At 60.2% G+C, this 19,680-nt stretch carries 17 protein-coding genes; 11 read left to right on the plus strand and 6 right to left on the minus strand.

Annotated elements, in window-relative coordinates; all coding sequences use genetic code 11:
* Window positions 1–97 precede the first annotated feature (97 nt).
* Window positions 98–2,728 (plus strand): PSD1 and planctomycete cytochrome C domain-containing protein, encoded by a 2,631-nt coding sequence (locus ACQY7R_RS24300; RefSeq protein WP_428308140.1) that lies wholly within the window; start codon window positions 98–100, stop codon window positions 2,726–2,728.
* A 59-nt stretch (window positions 2,729–2,787) separates the two neighbouring features.
* Window positions 2,788–4,194: a DUF1501 domain-containing protein gene (locus tag ACQY7R_RS24305; RefSeq protein ID WP_428308141.1), complete on the plus strand. Its 1,407-nt coding sequence runs from the start codon at window positions 2,788–2,790 to the stop codon at window positions 4,192–4,194.
* A gap of 91 nt (window positions 4,195–4,285) precedes the next feature.
* Here ACQY7R_RS24305 and ACQY7R_RS24310 read toward each other — a convergent pair whose 3' ends face one another.
* From ACQY7R_RS24310 to ACQY7R_RS24335, 6 genes are all read right to left on the minus strand, one after another.
* Window positions 4,286–5,008, minus strand: a complete 723-nt coding sequence (locus tag ACQY7R_RS24310; RefSeq protein WP_428308142.1) for a response regulator — start codon at window positions 5,006–5,008, stop codon at window positions 4,286–4,288.
* Entirely contained in the window at window positions 5,005–7,713 is a 2,709-nt protein-coding gene (locus ACQY7R_RS24315; protein WP_428308143.1) for a DUF4118 domain-containing protein, read from the minus strand. Before ACQY7R_RS24315 ends, ACQY7R_RS24310 begins: the two co-directional genes overlap by 4 nt.
* Window positions 7,714–7,727: 14 nt before the next feature.
* Window positions 7,728–8,297 (minus strand): potassium-transporting ATPase subunit KdpC, encoded by a 570-nt coding sequence (gene kdpC / locus ACQY7R_RS24320; RefSeq protein ID WP_428308144.1) that lies wholly within the window; start codon window positions 8,295–8,297, stop codon window positions 7,728–7,730.
* Between the two features lie 12 nt (window positions 8,298–8,309).
* Complete coding sequence (gene kdpB, locus ACQY7R_RS24325; protein ID WP_428308145.1) at window positions 8,310–10,382, minus strand: potassium-transporting ATPase subunit KdpB; 2,073 nt, start codon at window positions 10,380–10,382, stop codon at window positions 8,310–8,312.
* Between the two features lie 68 nt (window positions 10,383–10,450).
* Window positions 10,451–12,220 (minus strand): potassium-transporting ATPase subunit KdpA, encoded by a 1,770-nt coding sequence (gene kdpA / locus ACQY7R_RS24330; protein WP_428308146.1) that lies wholly within the window; start codon window positions 12,218–12,220, stop codon window positions 10,451–10,453.
* Window positions 12,217–12,309, minus strand: coding sequence for a potassium-transporting ATPase subunit F (locus ACQY7R_RS24335; RefSeq protein WP_152097418.1), 93 nt, complete (start codon window positions 12,307–12,309; stop codon window positions 12,217–12,219). Before ACQY7R_RS24335 ends, kdpA begins: the two co-directional genes overlap by 4 nt.
* 462 nt (window positions 12,310–12,771) lie before the next feature.
* On the opposite strand from ACQY7R_RS24335, the gene ACQY7R_RS24340 reads away from it, so the two are divergent.
* The 9 genes from ACQY7R_RS24340 (at window position 12,772) to ACQY7R_RS24380 (ending at window position 19,441) form a co-directional block, all read left to right on the plus strand.
* Window positions 12,772–13,092: a hypothetical protein gene (locus tag ACQY7R_RS24340; RefSeq protein ID WP_428308147.1), complete on the plus strand. Its 321-nt coding sequence runs from the start codon at window positions 12,772–12,774 to the stop codon at window positions 13,090–13,092.
* A 436-nt stretch (window positions 13,093–13,528) separates the two neighbouring features.
* Entirely contained in the window at window positions 13,529–14,824 is a 1,296-nt protein-coding gene (locus tag ACQY7R_RS24345; protein WP_428308148.1) for a recombinase family protein, read from the plus strand.
* A gap of 8 nt (window positions 14,825–14,832) precedes the next feature.
* On the plus strand, window positions 14,833–15,471 hold the full coding sequence (locus ACQY7R_RS24350) for a hypothetical protein (protein WP_428308149.1): 639 nt from the start codon (window positions 14,833–14,835) through the stop codon (window positions 15,469–15,471).
* A gap of 548 nt (window positions 15,472–16,019) precedes the next feature.
* Window positions 16,020–16,436: a hypothetical protein gene (locus ACQY7R_RS24355; protein ID WP_428308150.1), complete on the plus strand. Its 417-nt coding sequence runs from the start codon at window positions 16,020–16,022 to the stop codon at window positions 16,434–16,436.
* Window positions 16,433–16,798 (plus strand): DUF1257 domain-containing protein, encoded by a 366-nt coding sequence (locus ACQY7R_RS24360; protein ID WP_428308151.1) that lies wholly within the window; start codon window positions 16,433–16,435, stop codon window positions 16,796–16,798. Before ACQY7R_RS24355 ends, ACQY7R_RS24360 begins: the two co-directional genes overlap by 4 nt.
* On the plus strand, window positions 16,798–17,022 hold the full coding sequence (locus ACQY7R_RS24365; RefSeq protein ID WP_428308152.1) for a DUF2997 domain-containing protein: 225 nt from the start codon (window positions 16,798–16,800) through the stop codon (window positions 17,020–17,022). The genes ACQY7R_RS24360 and ACQY7R_RS24365 overlap by 1 nt, the downstream gene beginning before the upstream one ends.
* Window positions 17,019–18,482: an AAA family ATPase gene (locus ACQY7R_RS24370; RefSeq protein WP_428308153.1), complete on the plus strand. Its 1,464-nt coding sequence runs from the start codon at window positions 17,019–17,021 to the stop codon at window positions 18,480–18,482. The genes ACQY7R_RS24365 and ACQY7R_RS24370 overlap by 4 nt, the downstream gene beginning before the upstream one ends.
* Window positions 18,483–18,512: 30 nt before the next feature.
* Entirely contained in the window at window positions 18,513–18,986 is a 474-nt protein-coding gene (locus tag ACQY7R_RS24375; protein ID WP_428308154.1) for a hypothetical protein, read from the plus strand.
* Window positions 18,987–19,066: 80 nt separating this feature from the next.
* Window positions 19,067–19,441, plus strand: coding sequence for a hypothetical protein (locus ACQY7R_RS24380; RefSeq protein ID WP_428308155.1), 375 nt, complete (start codon window positions 19,067–19,069; stop codon window positions 19,439–19,441).
* Window positions 19,442–19,680: the final 239 nt, after the last annotated feature.

A 19,680-nucleotide genomic window follows, 5' to 3' on the forward strand; every position in this document is an offset into this window, starting at 1 on the left:
TGTCACAACCGCCGCAGGATGCGATCGACCCATGAACACCGTAAGCCAATGTGTAGCGCCGACAAGACGCCAATGGCGGCAGACGATAGGCGGCAGGATGCTCCTATGGGCAGCTGTTGCATTCAGCTTCACCAGCAGCGCATTCTGCCGCGCTGAGCACACAGCCGAGCAACTCGAATTCTTCGAACAGAAGATTCGCCCGCTGCTGGTGGAAAACTGCTACACCTGCCACTCGGCCGACACGAACGCGCAAGGCGGTCTCCGCGTCGACGATCGCAACGGCCTGATTGCAGGCGGCAACCGCGCTGCCGCCGTTGTGCCTGGCAAACCGGAGGAGAGTCTGCTGCTGCGGGCGGTGAGCTACGCCGACAAGCGACTGCAAATGCCGCCGGGCGAACAATTGTCGCCCGAGCAAATCGCCGATCTCACGCAATGGATCGCCGACGGCGCCGCTTGGCCGAGCGAGCAAGCTGCAATCGACGTGTCGGCGCCAAACGCCGAATACGACCGTTTGCGCCGCGAACATTGGGCCTGGCAGCCGCTGCAATCCGTCGAGCCTCCGACGGCGGAGCCCGAGTCATGGCCTCGCGACGCGGTCGATCATTTCGTTCTCGCCAAACTGAACGCCGAGAACCTTCAGCCGGTCGCGGACGCGGATCGCCTCACGCTGATTCGACGGGTGACGTTCGACCTCACTGGGCTGCCGCCGACCTTAGCGGAAGTCGACGCCTTCCTCGCCGACCAATCGCCCGATGCGTATGAGCAGGTTGTCGACCGTTTGCTCGCTTCCCCCGCGTTTGGGGAGCGTTGGGGCCGCCACTGGCTCGACGTGGCTCGCTACGGCGAATCGACCGGCTCGTCGCGCAACGTGCCGCTGCCTCACGCCTGGCGGTACCGCGATTACGTCATCGACTCGTTCAACGCCGACAAACCGTACGACCAATTCATCTGCGAACAAATCGCCGGCGATTTGATGCCGGCCGCCTCGGAAGAGCAACGCCGCGAGCAGCTCATCGCCACCGGCTTTTTGGCGCTCGGCGTGAAAGACGTCAACCAGCGATTCAAAGTTCGCTTCATCATGGACAACGTCGACGAGCAGATTGATACGGTGAGCCGCTCGGTCTTGGCGCTCACGGCGAGTTGCGCGCGTTGCCATGATCACAAGTTCGACCCGATTCCGGCTCGCGACTATTACGCACTTGCCGGCATTTTCCGCAGCAGCGAACTCTGCGCAGGCGTTCGCAACAAGATGGGCGGCGGCGGTCTCGACTACTACGATCCGCAGGCGCTCCTGCGACTTGGCGGCGAGGTGAAAGCTCCGCCGGCTGCGAAGGTCGCCAAGGCCAAAGCGCGGCTTGAGGAGGCGCAAGCGGCGTGGGAAGCGATTCGCGGCACGCCCGAAGGCCTCTCGCGCGGTCCGAATGGTCGACCCAAGCAACGCGCATTTCGCGTGAAGTTCGACGAAGCGCAACAAGCGTATCTGGAGTTGAGCGATCCGTCGCTACAGGGGCAGGCTGCCGTCGGGGTTCGCGATGCGAAGGAAGTCGGCGACACCGAATATCGCATTCGCGGAGAAGCCGAACTGCTTGGGCCGGTGGTGCCGCGGGGCTTCCCTGCCCTCGTGCAGATTCCCAACGCACCTGCCATTCCCGCAGAACAAAGCGGCCGGCTCGAATTGGCCCAGTGGTTGACGAGCCGAGACAACCCGCTGACTTCGCGGGTCATTGTCAACCGCGTTTGGCGCCACCTGTTCGGCCGCGGCATCGTGTCGAGCGTCGACAACTTCGGCACAACCGGAGACGTGCCGACGCATCCTGAATTGCTCGACCACCTCGCTGCGAGCTTCGTCGACGAAGGCTGGTCGATCAAGCGATTGGTCCGCCGGCTCGTGCTGACGCGAACGTATCAACTCGACTCGACCACAGTGCCATCGAATGTCGCCGTCGACCCCGCCAACCACTGGAACTGGCGGCACACGCCGCGACGGCTCGATGCCGAGGAACTCCGCGACGCCACCCTCGCCGCCGCTGGCAAGCTCATCGCGAGCCGACCGGAGGGGTCGCCAGTAACCGAACTTCGCGTCATGGAACTGCAAAACAACAGCCGCCTCGCTCGCAATATCGAAGAAGCGGCTAACGAGAGCCAGCATCGCAGCGTTTACCTGCCCCTGGTTCGCAGCCTTACGCCCACCTCGCTGCAGGTTTTCGATTTCGCCGAGCAGGGAATGGTTTCCGGCAATCGTGACGTTACGACGGTTGCGACCCAATGTTTGTATCTGCTCAACGATCCATTTATTCGCAGACAGTCGCTAAACCTGTCGCAGCAGTTGCTGGAGGGAGAAGCTCTCGACGATGCGGCTCGGGTGAACCAAGCGTACCGCAAAATCCTTGGCAGAAACGCGACCGCGGACGAAGCGACCCGTGCAGCAGAATATTTGCGAGAGTTTGAGGAGGCCGTCGCGGCGAATGGCGGCATCGAGCGACAACTGGTTTCAACGCCGTCGCGAGGGGCAGGTAGCGCTGCAGCCCCACTGAATGATGCTCTGGCGACGACTGGTGCTTCAACTCCGAAAGTCGCCGAAGAGCCGCCGCCCGACCCTGATCAGATAGTCTACTCCGACGCCCCGGTGAAGGCAGAGTCGCTTGGGCCAATCTCGCCGCGCACTGCTGCGTGGATGACCTTTTGCCAGGCGCTCTTTGGCTCCGTTGAATGCCGTTACTTGAAGTAACGCCACATCGATTGCGACCCATCCCCTCATGCATCGTCCATGAACGAGCGGAAATGGCCATGTCCAGTTCTCAACAACGTGCCGCAGTCGGCTTCCCAGGAGTCTCGCGCCGGCAACTGCTGCGCGGGGCTGGCGCCGGGTTCGGCTACCTAGCGCTCGCCGGCATGCTGGGCCGACACGCACCAAGTGCATTCGGAGCCGCGGCGACCGAGACGAAAGGGCCGCTTGCTCCCAAGGGATCTCACTTCCCGGTCCGCGCCAAACGCATCATCTTCCTGTTCATGCAAGGCTCGATCTCCCAAATGGATACGTGGGAGTACAAGCCAGAACTTCAACGCAACGACGGCAAGGTCGCTCCCGGCGGCGGCAAGCTCACGGCGTCGAAGTTCAAGTTTGCTCAACATGGTCAAACCGGAACGTGGGTCTCGGAACTCTTCCCGCACACGGCTCAGCATGTCGATAAGTTCTGCTTCTTGCGCGGACTCCACACCGATACGCCGGCGCATCCGCAGGCGGTTATCCAGCTCCATACCGGCACGGCACTCGCATCGCTTACGCGCCCCTCGATGGGCGCTTGGATGATGTATGGTCTGGGTACGGAGAACCAAGACCTGCCGGGATACATTTCGATCAACCCGCCCCCCAGCTTCGGCGGCGCCGGCAACTACGGCAGCGCGTTTCTACCAGCTTACTACCAGGGGATGAAAATCAACGACGTCGGCTACGTGCCGAACCTTCAGGCCAAGACTGACCTTGGACTCCAACGGCGACAGATCGATCTCCTCCAGTCGATGAATCGCGACCTTGCCGCCTCGCCGAGTGCGCCCGATCATCTACAAGGAGTCATCGAGTCTTACGAGCTGGCGTTTCGGATGCAAACGAAGGTGCCGGAACTGCTCGACCTCTCGCGCGAACCGGAGCACGTTCGCGACGCCTACGGAGTGAAGGACGGACCTGCAGGCAGTTTTGCCCGGCAGTGTCTGATGGCCCGCCGTCTGAGCGAAGCGGGCGTTCGCTTCGTGGAGATTTGCCACCCCGGCTGGGATCAGCATAACAACCTACACAAAGACCTCATCAAAAACTCCGCCGCCACGGACCAACCGACGGCCGCCTTGCTAGCCGACCTCGAACAGCGCGGCCTGCTCGACGAAACGCTCGTCCTCTTCGGCAGCGAATTCGGTCGGCTTCCCACCTCGCAAGGTCCCGACGGCCGCGATCACAACATTACCGGCTACCCCATGTGGCTAGCCGGCGGCGGAGTGAAGGCCGGCTACACGCATGGCTCCACCGACGAACTCGGCCGTCACGCCGTTGAAGGACGGATGCACACCATGGATCTTCACGCCACGCTGCTCGCATTAATGGGACTCGATCACGAGCGCCTGACCTACAACTACGCCGGCAGAGATTTCCGCCTGACCGACGTAGGAGGAAACGTGGCGACTGAAATCTTCGCGTCGTCTTGAGCGAGTCTGCGCCGCTAGGGTCTTACTCCAGCGAATCGATCGTCTCCACCAGATTGGAGCCATCGCTTGCAGCGGTATTCGCAGAAAAATTTCAGTTGCTGTCGACGTCCGCACGCAAATCCCGCAAGCGATAGCCGACCCCCTGCTCTGTCACCAAATACTTCGGCTGGCTCGGGTTGTCTTCGATCTTTTTTCGAATCGTCGCCATGAATACTCGCACATGGTGCGGTTCGTGCGGCGCTCGCGGTCCCCACACGTCGCGAATGAGCTGGTGGTGAGAGATCACCCTGCCCAGATTACGTGCCAAGATTGAAAGCAAGTCGAATTCGATCTTCGTCAATCGTAGCTCCCGCCCCGCTTTGCTCACCTTTCGGCTCGGCAAGTCGATGGCGAGGTCGCCAAGCAGCAACGGTTTGTCGTCAGCGTCCTTCAGCAAAGGCCGCGTCGCGCGACGCATCGACGCCCGAATTCTCGCGAGCAATTCCGCGACGCTGAACGGCTTGGAAAGATAATCGTCGGCGCCGGCGTCGAGGGCGGCAACCTTCGAAGCTTCTTCGCCGCGGGCGGAAATGACGATAATCGGAACCATCGACCATTCGCGCGTTTGCCGAATGATCTCGACGCCGTCCACATCCGGCAGGCCGAGGTCGAGCAAGATGATCGCGGGCGCTTGCTGCGTGATGATGCGCAGCCCTTCGCGGCCGTCGCTCGCTTCCGCGACGGCAAAGTCTTCAACCTCCAGCGACGCTTTCAAAAAACGTCGAATCGGGGCTTCATCCTCGATAACTGCCACCAGGGGTCGCGATCCAATCATGGCGTCGCTTCTCCTGCCGATTCAATCGGCGCTGGCGGAACGCCGCCGCACGGCAGTTCCACGCGCACCATTGCTCCGCCGCCCGACCGATTGCTCGCTTCGATTTGCCCCTGATGCAAGTCGACGACCGCGCGGCAAATCGCCAAGCCGATGCCGGTGCCCCGTTGATCGGGCCTAGCCGTTTCGCCGCGATAAAACAAATCGAACACTTTTTGCTCGTCGCCAGGTTGAAAGCCTCTGCCGCGATCAGCCACTTCGATCTCGACGTAATCGCCGCGGCCTTGAGCAGACACCTCGATCGCGGACTCGCGCGGCGAGTACTTGGCCGCGTTGTCCACCAAGTTCATCAGCAGTTGTTCTACCAAAGAAGCGTCGATGTTAACCATGGGAAGAGCAGCGTCCAGCGTCGTCTCGATCTTTCGATCGCCCAGCTGTCTTTCCATTCTAGTCAATGCGGAGCCGATGACCTCCTCGATCAGATGCCACTGCCGGTCGAGATGGACCTTTCCGCTGGACAGTCGCGTCATGTACAGCAATTTTTCCACGAGCCGCGAAAGCGACTCCGCTTCTTCGTTAATAGTCGCCAACAGCTCCGAGCGCGTTTTCGCGTCGAGCGAATCGTGAGCCAGGGCAAGCGCGCTGCTCGCTCCCGCGATTCCGGCCAGTGGCGTGCGAATGTCGTGTGAGACGGCGCTCAGCAGCGAGCTCCTGAGCTTCTCCGTTTCCGCCTGAGTTTGCGCGTGTTGAGCCGTGAGCACCGAGTTGTCGCGCTCGATCGAGAGCGCCAGGAGGCTCGCACAAGTTTCGAGCAACCGTTGTTGTTCCGGGTCGAGGAACTTGTTGCTGTCTGTCGGCCGCACCCCTACGGCGCCGATCGTTTCTTGCGAACCGATGAGCGGGACGAACGTCGCCGTCGCATTTGGTAAGGTGTCGGTGCCGGCGCCCGCGATCTTCCCTTTGTCGGCGACCCACTGCGCGACGTCCTTGTTATGCGGCGATGACGCGATCGACGTCCCCTCGCCGTACCTTAGCGTCAACCGGCCAGCTGAATCGCGAACATACAGCACCGTTTCGCCGTTGAAGATCTCCTCCAACTGCCGGCCGGCCGTTCGCACGAGAAACTCGGTCCCCGAGAGTTCGCTCAATTGGCGCGTGATGCGGAACAATTGGCTTGTTCGCCGCTCTTGTTGTTGCGAGGCGACCAGTTGAGCCCGCTGCCGCGATGCAAGCCCGACAATGAGCAAGCCAATGCCCAGCATAACGCCGAACGTGATCAGATACTCGCTGTCGCTCACCGAAAACGTAAAGTGCGGCGGAACGAAGCAATAATCGAAAACAATAACGCTGGCGACCGTCATGGCGATCGACGGACCGCGGCTCAAGCGGGTCGACGCCAGCGCCACCCCGGCCAGGAAGAACATGACGATGTTCGTCTCAGCCAACCCGAAATGGTTAGCCAACGCGCCCAACATCGCACACGTCGCTACTACTGTCGCCGCGATATAGTACTCGCGGTTGGCGACGTTTGCCGCAACGGCTGGCTGCGGACTTGGCGGAGGTCCATCGCCGTCGCCAGAGACGACGTACACGTCGATTGGCCCGCAGCGCTTGAGAAGCTCGTCGACGATGGTTCCAAACAGCCGCCGCTTCCACCAGGCTTGGGCGGTCTTACCAACGACGATTTTCGTGACGTTCCGCTCGCGGGCAAAATCGATGAGCGTTTCCGCGACGTTCCGTCCGATGAGCGTATGCGTTTCCGCTCCCAATCGCTCCGCCAAGCGCAGATTGAGGCCTGTCGCTCGTTCCGTTTTGCTAGAAACGTCGCTGCTGACGCCTGTGTTGACGGCCACGGCAATCCACTCGGCGCCCAGCGACGCCGCGAGCCGTTTGGCTGAACGCAAGATCTTCGCGCTCGACGGGCTTGGCCCCACGCAAACGAGGAGCCGTTCGTTAGTATTCCAAGGCGCCAGCACGGCGCGTTCGTTGCGCGCCGCTTCGACGTCTCGCTGCAGTCGCCGCGCCGCCTGCCGCAGCGATAACTCGCGCAGCGCGACAAGATTCCCCTTCTGAAAAAAGCTTTGCAGGGCCTGCTCGGCCTTCTTCGGAACGTAAACTTTTCCTTCTTGCAGTCTCTCGACGAGCTCGGCCGGCGTGACGTCGATCAGCTCGATTTCGTCGGCATGCTCCAGCACCGCGTCCGGCAGCGTTTCGCGGACGACGACGCCCGTGATTTGGGCGATAATGTCGTTCAGGCTTTCGATGTGCTGAACGTTTAGCGTCGTCCAAACGTCAATTCCCGCGTCGAGGAGCTCAATAACGTCTTGCCAGCGTTTGGCGTGCCGCAGGCCTTCGGCATTCGTGTGCGCGAGCTCGTCAACAAGCAGCAGCTCCGGCTTCCTCGCGAGCGCAGCATCAAGGTTGAACTCCCGGAGCTCAACGCCCCGGTAGGGAACGAACAGGTACGGAATCGCCTCGAACCCCGCAGCCAACGACTCTGTCTCGACCCGACCGTGCGGCTCCACATAGCCGACGACGACGTCGACCCCTTCCGCGCGCTCGCGCTGCGCGGTCGACAGCATCGAATAAGTCTTTCCCACGCCGGCGGCATAGCCGAAGAAGATGCGCAACCTCCCGCGACCAGCCCGATTCTCCTCACGATGGAGTTGAGCCAGCAGTTGATCGGGATTCGGTCGCGAGTCGGTCACGTTCTTCCTCTTAGCTAGTCAGCCGATTGAGCGGCGTCCAACGCGAGATTCAGCTCCAGCACGTTGACGCGAGGCTCGCCGAGCAACCCGAAGGTTCGGCCCGCGGTGGCCTGGGCGACCAACGGACGAATCTCGTCGACCGTCATCCCGCGTTGTTTGGCAACGCGTTCCAGTTGGTACTCAATCGCCGCCGGGCTGATGTGCGGATCGAGCCCGCTGCCCGACGCCGTTACCAAATCAATCGGCACTCGCTTCTCCGCTCCATGGGCGGCTTGCATGGCTTCAATCCGACCTTTCACAGCGTCGAGTTGCGCCGGATTCGTCGGGCCCAGGTTGCTGCCCGTCGATGCCGCACCATTGTAGCTTGCCGCCGACGGTCGGCCCCAAAAGTACTTTGTATCGGTAAACCCCTGGCCGATGAGGCTCGAACCGACGGCCTTTCCGTCGACTTCAATCAAACTTCCTTGCGCCTGGCGAGGAAACACAACGTTGGCGAACACCGTCACGACGACCGGGTACGCCACGCCGGTCACCACCGTGAGCGCCAAAAACACCACCAACGCTGGGCGAAATTGGGATAACATGACTATTCTCCTTTATGCCAAGCCGCAGGCGGCAAGGGCAACGTCAATAATTTTGATGCCAATGAAGGGGACCAGCAGTCCGCCCAGGCCGTAGATCAGCAAGTTGTCCCGCAACAAACGCGCGGCGCCGACGGCCCGGTAGGGAACGCCGCGCAGCGCGAGCGGCACCAGCATGATGATGATCAACGCATTGAAGATCACCGCCGACATGATCGCGCTCGACGGACTCGCCAGTCCCATGATGTTCAGCTTGTTGAGCACCGGGTAGGTCGTCGCAAAGGCAGCGGGGATGATCGCGAAATATTTCGCCACGTCGTTCGCGAGGCTAAAGGTCGTCAACGATCCCCGCGTCATCAGCAACTGCTTGCCGATCTCCACGATCTCGATCAGCTTCGTCGGATTCGAATCGAGATCGACCATGTTGCCCGCTTCCTTCGCGGCCTGCGAGCCGGAATTCATCGCCACGGCCACGTCAGCCTGAGCGAGCGCGGGCGAGTCGTTCGTGCCGTCGCCGGTCATCGCTACCAGGCGACCGCCCGCTTGGTACTCGCGAATCATCTTGAGCTTCGCCTCCGGCGTCGCTTCGGCGAGAAAGTCGTCGACGCCCGCTTCGGCCGCGATCGCGGTCGCAGTGAGCGGGTTATCGCCGGTGATCATCACCGTCTTGATGCCCATACGGCGCAGTTCGCCGAACCGCTCTTTGATGCCTCCTTTGACGATGTCCTTCAGATAAACGACGCCGAGCGCCCGGCCGCCGTCGGCGACGACGAGCGGCGTGCCGCCCATCTTCGAAACGCGTTCCACAGCCTCGCGCACATCGGCTGAGAGCGCGCCGCCCTGCTCAGCGACGAACTTGGCGATGCTATCGGTAGCCCCTTTGCGAATCATCCGCCCGTCGAAGTCGACGCCGCTAACTCGCGTTTGAGCGGTAAACGGAATGAACTGGGCGTGGAGTTCGTTCACGTTGCGGCCGCGCAGGCCGTACTTTTCCTTCGCCAACACGACGATGCTACGCCCTTCCGGCGTTTCGTCGGCCAGCGAGGCAAGTTGCGCGGCGTCGGCTAGCGATTGAACCTGCACTCCGGAGGCGGGGATCAATTCCACGGCTTGCCGATTGCCCATGGTGATCGTTCCCGTCTTGTCGAGAAGCAGCACGTCGACGTCTCCCGCGGCTTCGACGGCGCGGCCCGACATGGCGATAACGTTCGCTTGGATCATGCGATCCATGCCCGCGATGCCAATGGCGGACAGCAAACCGCCGATCGTCGTCGGAATGAGGCAGACCAGCAGCGCCACGAGCACTGTCACGGTGATCGGACTCCCCTGCCCTGCCGCTTCAACGCTGTACTTCGAGAATGGCAATAGCGTCGCGCACACCACCAAGAAGATGATGGTCATCGCCGCCAGCAAGATGTTCAGCGCGATTTCGTTCGGCGTCTTTTGGCGTTTGGCGCCTTCGACCAGCGAGATCATGCGATCAAGGAAGGTTTCGCCAGGATTGGCCGTAATACGCACGACGAGCCAGTCTGAAAGCACCCGCGTACCGCCAGTGACGCTGCTGCGATCGCCGCCGCTTTCGCGAATCACCGGCGCGCTTTCGCCCGTAATCGCGCTTTCGTCTACAGAGGCGACGCCCTCGATGACTTCACCGTCGCTGGGAATCAACTCTCCGGCTTCGATCAAGATGACGTCGTCTTTCCTCAAGCTCGATGCGACAGTCAATTGATGACCGGCGCCGTAGCGAGGTTCGTTAAGCTTCTTCGCCTGGACGTCGCGGCGCGTCGAACGCAGCGAATCGGCTTGCGCCTTGCCACGCCCTTCGGCCATCGCTTCGGCAAAGTTGGCGAACAGCACGGTGAACCACAGCCATGCCGAAACGCTGAAGATAAACGCCGGCGACTCGCTGCCGCCGTTGGCGAGAGCGTAAAAGCCGAGACCGGTCGTCAGCACGCTGCCTACAAACACCGTGAACATCACGGGATTGCGGAGCTGGCGTCTGGGGTCGAGTTTGCGAAAGGCGTCGACGACCGCGCCGCGCACAATCGGCGGGTCAAAGAGAGGTCGTGTTTTGGGAGCAGTTGACATAGGTCATCGGTCTGGTGAGACCGCTTAAAGATTTAATGGGAATACCTTGAGGACCGCTGGCGCTCGCATCAGGAAGCGATCATTTGCAAGTGCTCTACAACGGGCCCAAGCGCCAGGGCGGGCACGAACGTGAGGGCCCCGACCAGCAGCACGGTGCACACCAGCATCACCACGAACAGCGGTTGATGCGTCGGCAGCGTGCCAGCGCTCGGCGGTGAGTACTTCTTGCGTGCCAGCGAACCGGCGATCGCCAGCGTGGGAATAATCAACCAATACCGCGAGACGAACATCGCGATGCCGAGCAGCACGTTGTAGAACGGCTCGTTGGCGGTCAGCCCCGCGAAGGCGCTGCCGTTGTTGTTGCCCGCCGACGACAGGGCGTAGAGCACCTCTGAGAAGCCATGCGCTCCCGGGTTGTTAAGGTTCCCCTTCACTTCTTCGCTAGACAGATAGTCCAGGCCGGGGCCTGCAACAGCGATGGCCGTTCCGACCAGCACCATGCAGCACGGAATGAGAATGACCAACGACGCCATCTTCATTTCGAAGGCTTCAATCTTCTTGCCGAGATACTCTGGAGTCCGGCCGACCATCAGGCCGGCGATAAACACGGCGACGATCGCGAACATCAGCATGCCGTAGAGGCCGCTGCCCACGCCTCCGAAGATCACTTCGCCGAGCTGCATCAGCCACATCGGAATCAACCCGCCAAGCGGAGTGAACGAATCATGCATCGAGTTGACGCTGCCGTTCGACGCAGCCGTCGTCGCCGACGCCCAAATCGCAGAGTTCACAATCCCGAAGCGAGTCTCCTTCCCCTCCATGTTGCCGCCCGACTGAGCGTCCGAGACAACGTCGTCGGCGCCCATCGCCGCGTACTGCGGCACGCCCGATTGTTCGGCCACGATCACGCCGAGCGTCAGCGGCAAAAACATCGCCAGCATCGCGGCGAAAATCGCCCAACCCTGACGAGCGTCGCCGACCATGACGCCGAACGTGCAGCACAGCGCCGCTGGAATCAACAGAATCGCGAGGACTTGGAGGAAGTTCGACAGCGGCGTCGGGTTCTCGAACGGGTGAGCGGAGTTCACATTGAAGAATCCGCCGCCGTTCGTGCCGAGTTGCTTGATCGCGACCTGCGATGCAACAGGGCCCATCGCGAGCGATTGCGTCGTTGTCGGATCTCCGTCAGTCGACTGAATCGGTTCGACAAGCTCGACCGTCTTATAGGCGTCGAAGTTTTGCAGCACGCCCTGAGAAACGAGCGCCACCGCCCAGATGACGGAGAGCGGCAACAGGATGTAAAGCGTCGATCGCACGAGATCGACCCAAAAGTTGCCAATCGTCGTCGAGTTGCGACGCACCAATCCCCGAATGAGCGCGGCGAGCACGCCGATGCCAGTCGCCGCCGAGACGAAGTTCTGCACCGTCAGCGCGAACGCCTGAGACAGGTAGCTCAGCGTTGTCTCGCCGCCGTAGCTTTGCCAATTCGTGTTCGAGGCGAAGCTCACCGCCGTGTCGAACGCCAGGTCAGGAGTCGCTCCCGCGAATCCTTGAGGATTGAGCGGTAACGCTCCCTGCAGCCGCAACACCGCGTAGACGGCGATGACGCCGATGAGATTGAACGCCATAACGCCGAAGGCATACTGGCGCCAACCCATCTCGCTGCCGGCGTCGACGCCGGCAATGCGGTAGATTCCCCGCTCGCACCAACCGAGCAGGCGTTCCAGTCCGCAAGGTTTGCCTTCCAACACGCGCGCCATGTACGCGCCCAACGGTTTCGCGAGCGCGGCGAGCACCGCGACGAACAAGCCAAACTGAATCCATGCATTAACGTTCATTCGAACCACTCCGGCTTCACGAGCGCCGCGGTCAGGTAGAAAAACAGTCCGGCGGACAGGACCAACGCGATCAGTTCCACGCCGTTCATCACTTGCCTCCCATCAGCCGATCGCACGCGGCGATCATCAGCCAAGAGAGCACGGCGCCGATGCAAAACATCGCCGCCATTGCTAGATCATTCATGTTCCACGTCACTCGGGATGCGATAGTGCTTACAGCGCTCGAACATTGAACGCCTTCGTAAGTATCGCGAGATCGCCGTCAAGCGCGCGTCAAATCTCAAAGCAGCGGCGTCAAGATTTCATCAAGAAGGCAATTGAAAACCGCCAGATCAGCCGCTCTGACCATGCGTTGGTGGAAATACCCCCCAACAGAGAAGTGCGCAAGATTCGTCTGCCCGACGAATTTATTTAGCGAGAAGGCAGAAGAGCGGAAGACTCGATTCTCGCGCGCGGTCTGGAGCAATTTGAAGCGGACTACTATTCCTGACTGGCGATCACGAAGCAGCCGCTATTCGGCGTGAAGCTCGTAGTCTGCGCTACGCCGAGGCGTGATCAACGACAAATGGTTTCCGATGTTCGATCAGTTCCGCCAAGCGATCCGCACCGCCGCGGAAACCGTTGATGCGGCCCTCGTCCCATTCCAGGGAATATTCGATGAACAGCCGCCTTGCGCCGCCCGAGTGCTGGGCGAGCGATGGCGTGCCTCCCAAGATGGACGGAGCGTCCCAATGGCTCGCATGTGGCGTTCAGCGATCAGCATGCTCAGCGATGCGCATGGCCTGTCTCTGGGCAACAAAAAAAGCGGCCGCTGTAAGTCTCTACGAGTAGAAGACTTACAGCGGCCGTTTGAGGAAGCAATGCTTCCGTAAAGAGCGGAGAGGACAGGATTCGCTCAGAGCGATCTCGTAAGTTGAAATCTAAAAACGACTTGCGTCGCAAGTTGTTTTCTCATTGACGATTGCGCGTTCTCAACTGTTCTCGTTTGTTGTCACGGACTCTCAGCTTCTGCCACTTCGTCTGTCTCACTGAGACAGACTCTGACGCCCGCTGAAAGCGGAGAGGGCGAGATTCTCCTCGTCCATTTGCGCGACAGAATCGATGGCTTTAAGCCTTATGGGACAGCGGTGCGTACTCGTCGCTCTTCCCAACTGCCGACCGATGAACCGCCGTCGAACATCTTCAAAAAATAGCGTCCCGGCTAAATGGCAACGGGGAGAGGGTGTGGGTGTTTGATGCGCCACCAAGTCCCTCTCATTCTGTGCAGCTCGCGAGTAAAGGTGATTGATTATGTACCTACGTGCACCCTTGCCCATTCCTGATGGGCGTCCGCTACGCGTCGCAATTTATGCGAGATATTCGACTGAGGAGCAGGATGCCTCGTCGATTAAAGACCAGTTCTTGAAGTGCCGGCAGTTACGGGAACTCCGCAGTCTGAGCAACGTTCAGTTCATGGAGTTTTCAGATGCAGAGCTATCGGGCGAGCTCCTTCGACGGCCAGGTATCGACCAGGTCAAAGGGATTGTCGATCAGCGGGGGTGCGATGTCCTGATCTGCGAAGAAAGTAGTCGCTTATTCCGAGCCGTAGCTCCCACGTTAGATTTGGTGGGACTCGCATTCGACCGCGAAGTTCGCGTATTGATCATCAACGAGGACATCGATACTGCGGATGAATCGTGGCCCGACAAACTGACGGACGCTTCCTCCCATCACGCCCGAAGTAATCGTATCTGCGGGCTGCGGATCAAGCGAAAGCACGACGGGCTGTGGGAAGAAGGTGCTGCAATTGGTGGACTACGCCCCGGCTACCTTCGAGTGCCGACGACCCCGCCGAGCCTTGGAAAGGAGGCCGAAGGCCCCTTCTTCGATAAGATCGATCCTGAGTGGACCGACACTATCGTCGAAACGTTCGAGCGGATCGCCAACGGCGACGCACCATGGATGGTTGCGGAGTGGCTCACGACCGAAGCACTCCCGAAGTGCTCAAATTCGACGACACCCGAGTGGAACGCTAAGTGTGTAATCTCGCTCATCCGACGACTTGACTACCGCGGCATTCAGCAATTCCGTACATCCGTCGTCAAGAAAGAGCATTCAACGGGGAAACACAAGCTCGTTAAGAATAAGGATTTGGACAAAATCCTTATGCGTGAGATGCCGCACCTGCGGATCGTCACTGACGTTCTCTGGTACGCTGCCAACGCGGCGATCGACGCGCGCATCGCAGTGCGGAAAGCGGCCGTAAGTACCCATCCACTCGTTGGAGTGCCTCGCGACAGCCGTGGACCGTTATCGGGGATTTTCTACTGCGGCGTTTGTAACAGCAAAATGTATCAAGATGGTCGTGGAACTGGGGGGTATCGCTGCAGCGGGGTTCGATCCAACGAATGCTGGAACAAGGCTACAGCGGATCGGAACCTAACGCACGCGGAATTGGGGAAGGCAATCTTCGCAGCAATTCTGGGTGAGCGTGACCAAGTGAGCGTATCATCGACGCAGCCACAGCCGAGATGCAGGTTGAGCGATCCTTCGAACGGCAACTCGCGATTGCGCGTGAGCGTCTGCGAAAGGTCGAAAGTAAACTGCAAACGATTACGACTCTAGTGGATCGGATGAGTGATGAAGAAGACGCGATCGAAGCGATGACCGCTAAGTTGCGTTTCGCTGACGCCGAAATTAGACTTTCGAGACTTGAATGCGAGCGATTGGAGAAGCTGAGTCAGAATAATCAAGAACTGTCTATTACGAAGGAAACTGTTCTTGAACAGATGCGGGAAGCTGCGGCCAGCTTGCTCGAACTTAAGAACGGGGTCAATTCGGCGATTCGAGATTTGGCTCCACGGATCGAGGCTGTACCATACCGGCAGCTAAATTCTGACGAAGTTGTGCTGCGTGCCGTGTTCACGGTCAACGTAGCACAGCTGCTACCTGATGCCCTTTCTAGACTACTGGCAGGGGATGCTGGAGCGGGAAGCGGCGATATCCTGTCTGTCAAAGTGACAGTGGATTTGTTCGAGCCGAGCAACGCACCAAAGCACGCCATCCAAGCCATCGCGTTGAAGCATAAGAACCTGACTCTACAGCAAATCGGAGACGAACTTGGAATTTCCAAGAGATCTGCTCACCTTGCTGTGCAGTATGGCGCTGCGATGGAGGCGACTGGTGTTACAGATCCCTTCGTTGAACTGACCGAGCCTCCCGATAGTGCCAGTCGTTGGCGAGGTAGAGGGCATCGGCGGAATGCCGGTTAATCCAGCGATACCAATTCTTCACTGACGCGGAGTTGCTCTTAGTCCGGATTCAACGCGGCTTGGTTTCGCGTTGGCCCCTTCCACTACCGCGAAGCCTCAAGGCAGTCGCTTCCGCAAGCGCGGAGGCGGCTGCCTTTGTTTTGGCTGAAAAGCACACCTATAGGCGTCCTGTGAGTGCGAGGTGTTGGTTCACTAAATCTAAGTAAAAATCGCGTCATAAATACTTGAGGCCCACTGTCTAACTCTCACTGACCTTACGCGGTCGCTTCGACCGTCTAGCTTATAGGAGGTGTTGATGAATGAAGTCCTTCTTCTCGCTCTTGCGACCGCACTCGTCGCCGCGGCGTTGGCCTTGATGCGCGAGATCCGCTTGCGTCGCGCCCTCGAGCGATTTCTACGTTTCCTTCTTACCAACTGGAGGCAACAGCGTGACGTTGCGCCCGATACTCCTAATCGCATTCGCGCTACTCACAACGAGCGGCTGTCGGCCGAGCGGTCCAGACTTGGCTCGCCTAGCACTAGACCGCCAAGCAGCGCAGAACCAAGCAATGGCCGATCTGCAGCGAGAAGTCGCCGCCGGCGCCCACGAACTCACCGCCGCCGACGCTGAGGCGAGGCGTCAATCGATCGAACTGCAACAGCAGATTCAAGCTGAACGGAGCGAACTTAGTACGGGCTGGAACGACCTGCAGGCTCAACGGCGAAGCGACGCATCGTCCGTACGGACGGAATCTTTCCTGTCGGCTCTCGTTCAAGGAGGCGGAGCCACAGCCGCCGCGCTTCTCGCCCTCGCGATCGTCCGGACGGTAGTGAACGCACGCGGCGATGGCGACGCGGAACTCGCCAGTCTCATGCTCGACATGTGTCAAACGTCGGAGCACGCCACCAATCCCTCCATTCAAGTCCAGACTTCCACACCACCAACCATGATGCGACTCGCATCCAACATTCCAGAGGAACCATGAGTCATCTCGTTCGCATCGAAACGCAAATTCGCGACGAAGCGGCTGCCAACATCGCCTGCCAGCGACTGCAACTTCCTGCCCCAACGACCGGAACATTTCAGCTTTATGCCGAGGCCGCCACTGGCCTGGGCGTCCAGCTGCGGGAGTGGCGTTACCCGCTCGTTTGCAACCTTGAGACAGGCGCCATCGCGTACGACAACTTCGCAGGCGCCTGGGGCGACGAAGGCGCCCTCGATCAATTCCTGCAGGCTTACGCCATCGAAAAAACTCGGCTGGAAGCACGCAGAAACGGCTACGTCTTCACCGAGCAGCCGCTCGCCGCTGGCGCTGTAAAGCTCACTCTTCATCTGGGAGCCGCTTGATGAAAACGATCGAAATCACCATCGGCACCAAGGGTGACGTCCAGCTCGAAACCCGCGGCTTCGCCGGCGCCTCCTGTCGAGCCGTCGCCAAAGCGCTCGTTGGTTCGCTGGGCCAAGCGGTATCCGAACAACTAACAACAGAGTTCCATCGCAGCGAGCAAGCTTGCGACAACGAGCTCAAGGCCTCGTCCACACCATTCTCTGGAGGAACTCACAACACATGACAAATCTTGCGAATGAATTAGCTGAATACGTTCGCGCGTGCTTCAGCGGCTTATGGATCGAAACCCACGAGCCCCATGAGGCGATCGCGGAAATTGCCGCCCTTTGTCGTCGAGAAGACTGGCGGCTCGCCACCTGGAATATCGAATCGGGCCTCCAAGGGGTAGGCGGCAACGACGCGAGGCTCGGCGGGCACGATCCGCTCGCTGCAATTCGCGCCAGCCAGGAACTGGCGAGCGCAGAAGGAGCCGGCCTACTAGTGCTGGAGAATTTCCACCGCTTTCTAGGATCGGCTGAAATCGTCCAGGCTCTCGCCCGCCGCATTCAACTTGGTAAGCGCCAGCGAACGTTCATCGTCTGCCTATCTCCTTCGGCGTCTCTGCCTCCCGAACTGGAAAAGCAGTTCGTTGTCTTGCAGCATGCTCTCCCGAATCGAGAAGAGTTGCTGACGATCGCTCAGGAACTTGCGAGTGCCGAGGAGCTTGGCGATGACCTGGAGAACGTCGTCTCGGCGGCAGGCGGTCCAACACGCTACGAAGCGGAAGGCGCTTACAGCCTGTCCTTGGTCCGGACAGGCCGATTGACGGCTGAGGTCATTGCCGACGTCAAATCGCAGCAGCTGCGAAAAACTAATCTCGTGAGGTTGCACGAAGGCTCGGAGCGATTTACTGATCTGGGCGGGATGGAGGCGATTAAGACGTTCTGCGGCCGTGCCTTGCGCCCCGGCGCCCGCTGCCGTCCGCGGGGCATTCTCCTTGTGTCGCCGCCAGGTTGCGGGAAGAGCGCCCTCTGCAAAGCGATCGGCCACGAAGTCGGTCGCCCCACACTTCGCCTCGATATCGGAGCCCTCATGGGCTCGCTCGTCGGCGAGACTGAGCGCAACGTCCGCCGAGCGCTCGCCATCGCCGAAGCGATGGCTCCGTGCGTGCTATTCGTCGACGAGATTGACAAAGCGCTCGCTGGCATCGGCGGCGGAGGCGACTCCGGCGTCGCGGCCCGTCTGTTTGGAACGCTACTTACGTGGCTCTCGGACCATGAGAGCGACGTCTTCGTTGTCGCTACGGCCAACGACGTCTCTCGACTCCCACCCGAATTAGCCCGGGCGGAGCGATTTGACGGCGTGTTCTTCGTCGACCTTCCCAGCCGAGAACAGAAGGACGCCATCTGGGGGATCCATCGTACGCGAATGGAGATCGCAGAAGACCTCTCGCTGCCTGACGACCAGTTGTGGACTGGAGCTGAAATCTCTGCCTGCTGCCGCCTGGCAGCGCTTTTGGAATTGTCGCTGGTCGACGCGGCAACCCATATCGTCCCGGTCGCTGTATCCGCGGCCGACAACCTGGAACGGCTCCGCCAGTGGGCGAGCGGCCGCTGCCTTTCAGCGGACGTCGGCGGCATTTATACGGCGAGCGGTCGGTCCAAACGCCGGCGAAGCGTCGGACTTGATCCGTCGGCCAACTAGTCTCATGCAACACCATGGAGAATGACGCCTATGGCAACCATTGAAGAACCGCCAACAGTCGATGTGGCGGTGCGACTACGGCGAGAGACGACGGCGCTGCGGCTGTCGTTTCACTGGCTCGGGACGCGCAAGGCGCTCTCGCGTTCCCAGCGCACCGAGGCCGCGCGGCAATTTGATGCGGCTGGAGATTATCTGTCGGCGGGCAAGAAGATCCTCGACACGACGCACCCACGTTTCCGGCAAGTGACCGCAGTGCGCCACCGAGCCCAGGCGTACGTCCACGGGATTTCCCTCCCATACCCCGAGCCTGGGGTCCGCCTCATTCGTCGCGACGATCTGGCGGAAATCCAGGATCGCTTGACCGAACTGCAGCGAGAACTGAGCCAGCAGGCGGCGAGCCTCGACGAGGCGTACGCGAGCTGCAGGCGTCGGCGAAACGCCAATTGGGGAGGCTATTCGCCTACGGCGACTACCCCGGCTCGCTGGCGGACGAATTTGGGATGAACTGGGAGTTTCCTAGCGTTGATCCTCCCGACTACCTCCGCCGGCTTTCTCCGTCACTCTACCGTGAGGAAGCCGCTCGCGTGGCAGCCCGGTTCGACGAAGCGGCGCATCTTGCCGAGCAGATGTTCCTGAATGAGCTCAGCGACCTTGTCAGCCACCTGAGCGAACGGCTCAGCGGTCAGGACGATGGCAAACCCAAAATCTTCCGTGACTCGGCTGTGGATAATCTCACTGAGTTTTTCGAGCGGTTTCGTCGGCTTCACCTCGGCGGCGAAGATCAGATAGAAGAGATCGTGAGCCGCGCCGAGTCAGTGCTCCGCGGCGTCGAAGCTCAGCAGCTACGTGATGCGCCGCGGTTGCGAGAACGAATCGTCGACAATCTGGCGGATGTCCGCCGTTCCCTTGACAGCCATCTCGTTGACTTACCACGCCGCAGTGTAATGAGGCCGAGATAACCGGTCTCTCCACGCTCAGTGCAACTCTTCGTCACCCCACTTAACTGAAGGAACTTAGATGCTTGAACGCCTTAAGACGTGGCTGGCCCAGCGGTATCCCTGTCGATTCTGCGATGGGACCGGTTACGAATCGAATTATCGCAAACTGGTCAACCAATTTCGAACGCGCGGACTCCTCGTTCTCGCAGTTGCTATTATCGTCTTCCGCCTCTGGCCGACGCCAGTGAACCCGCCGCTGC

Origin of the sequence: Lacipirellula sp. (assembly GCF_965279485.1) — a bacterium.
Classification (GTDB): Bacteria; Planctomycetota; Planctomycetia; order Pirellulales; family Lacipirellulaceae; genus Lacipirellula.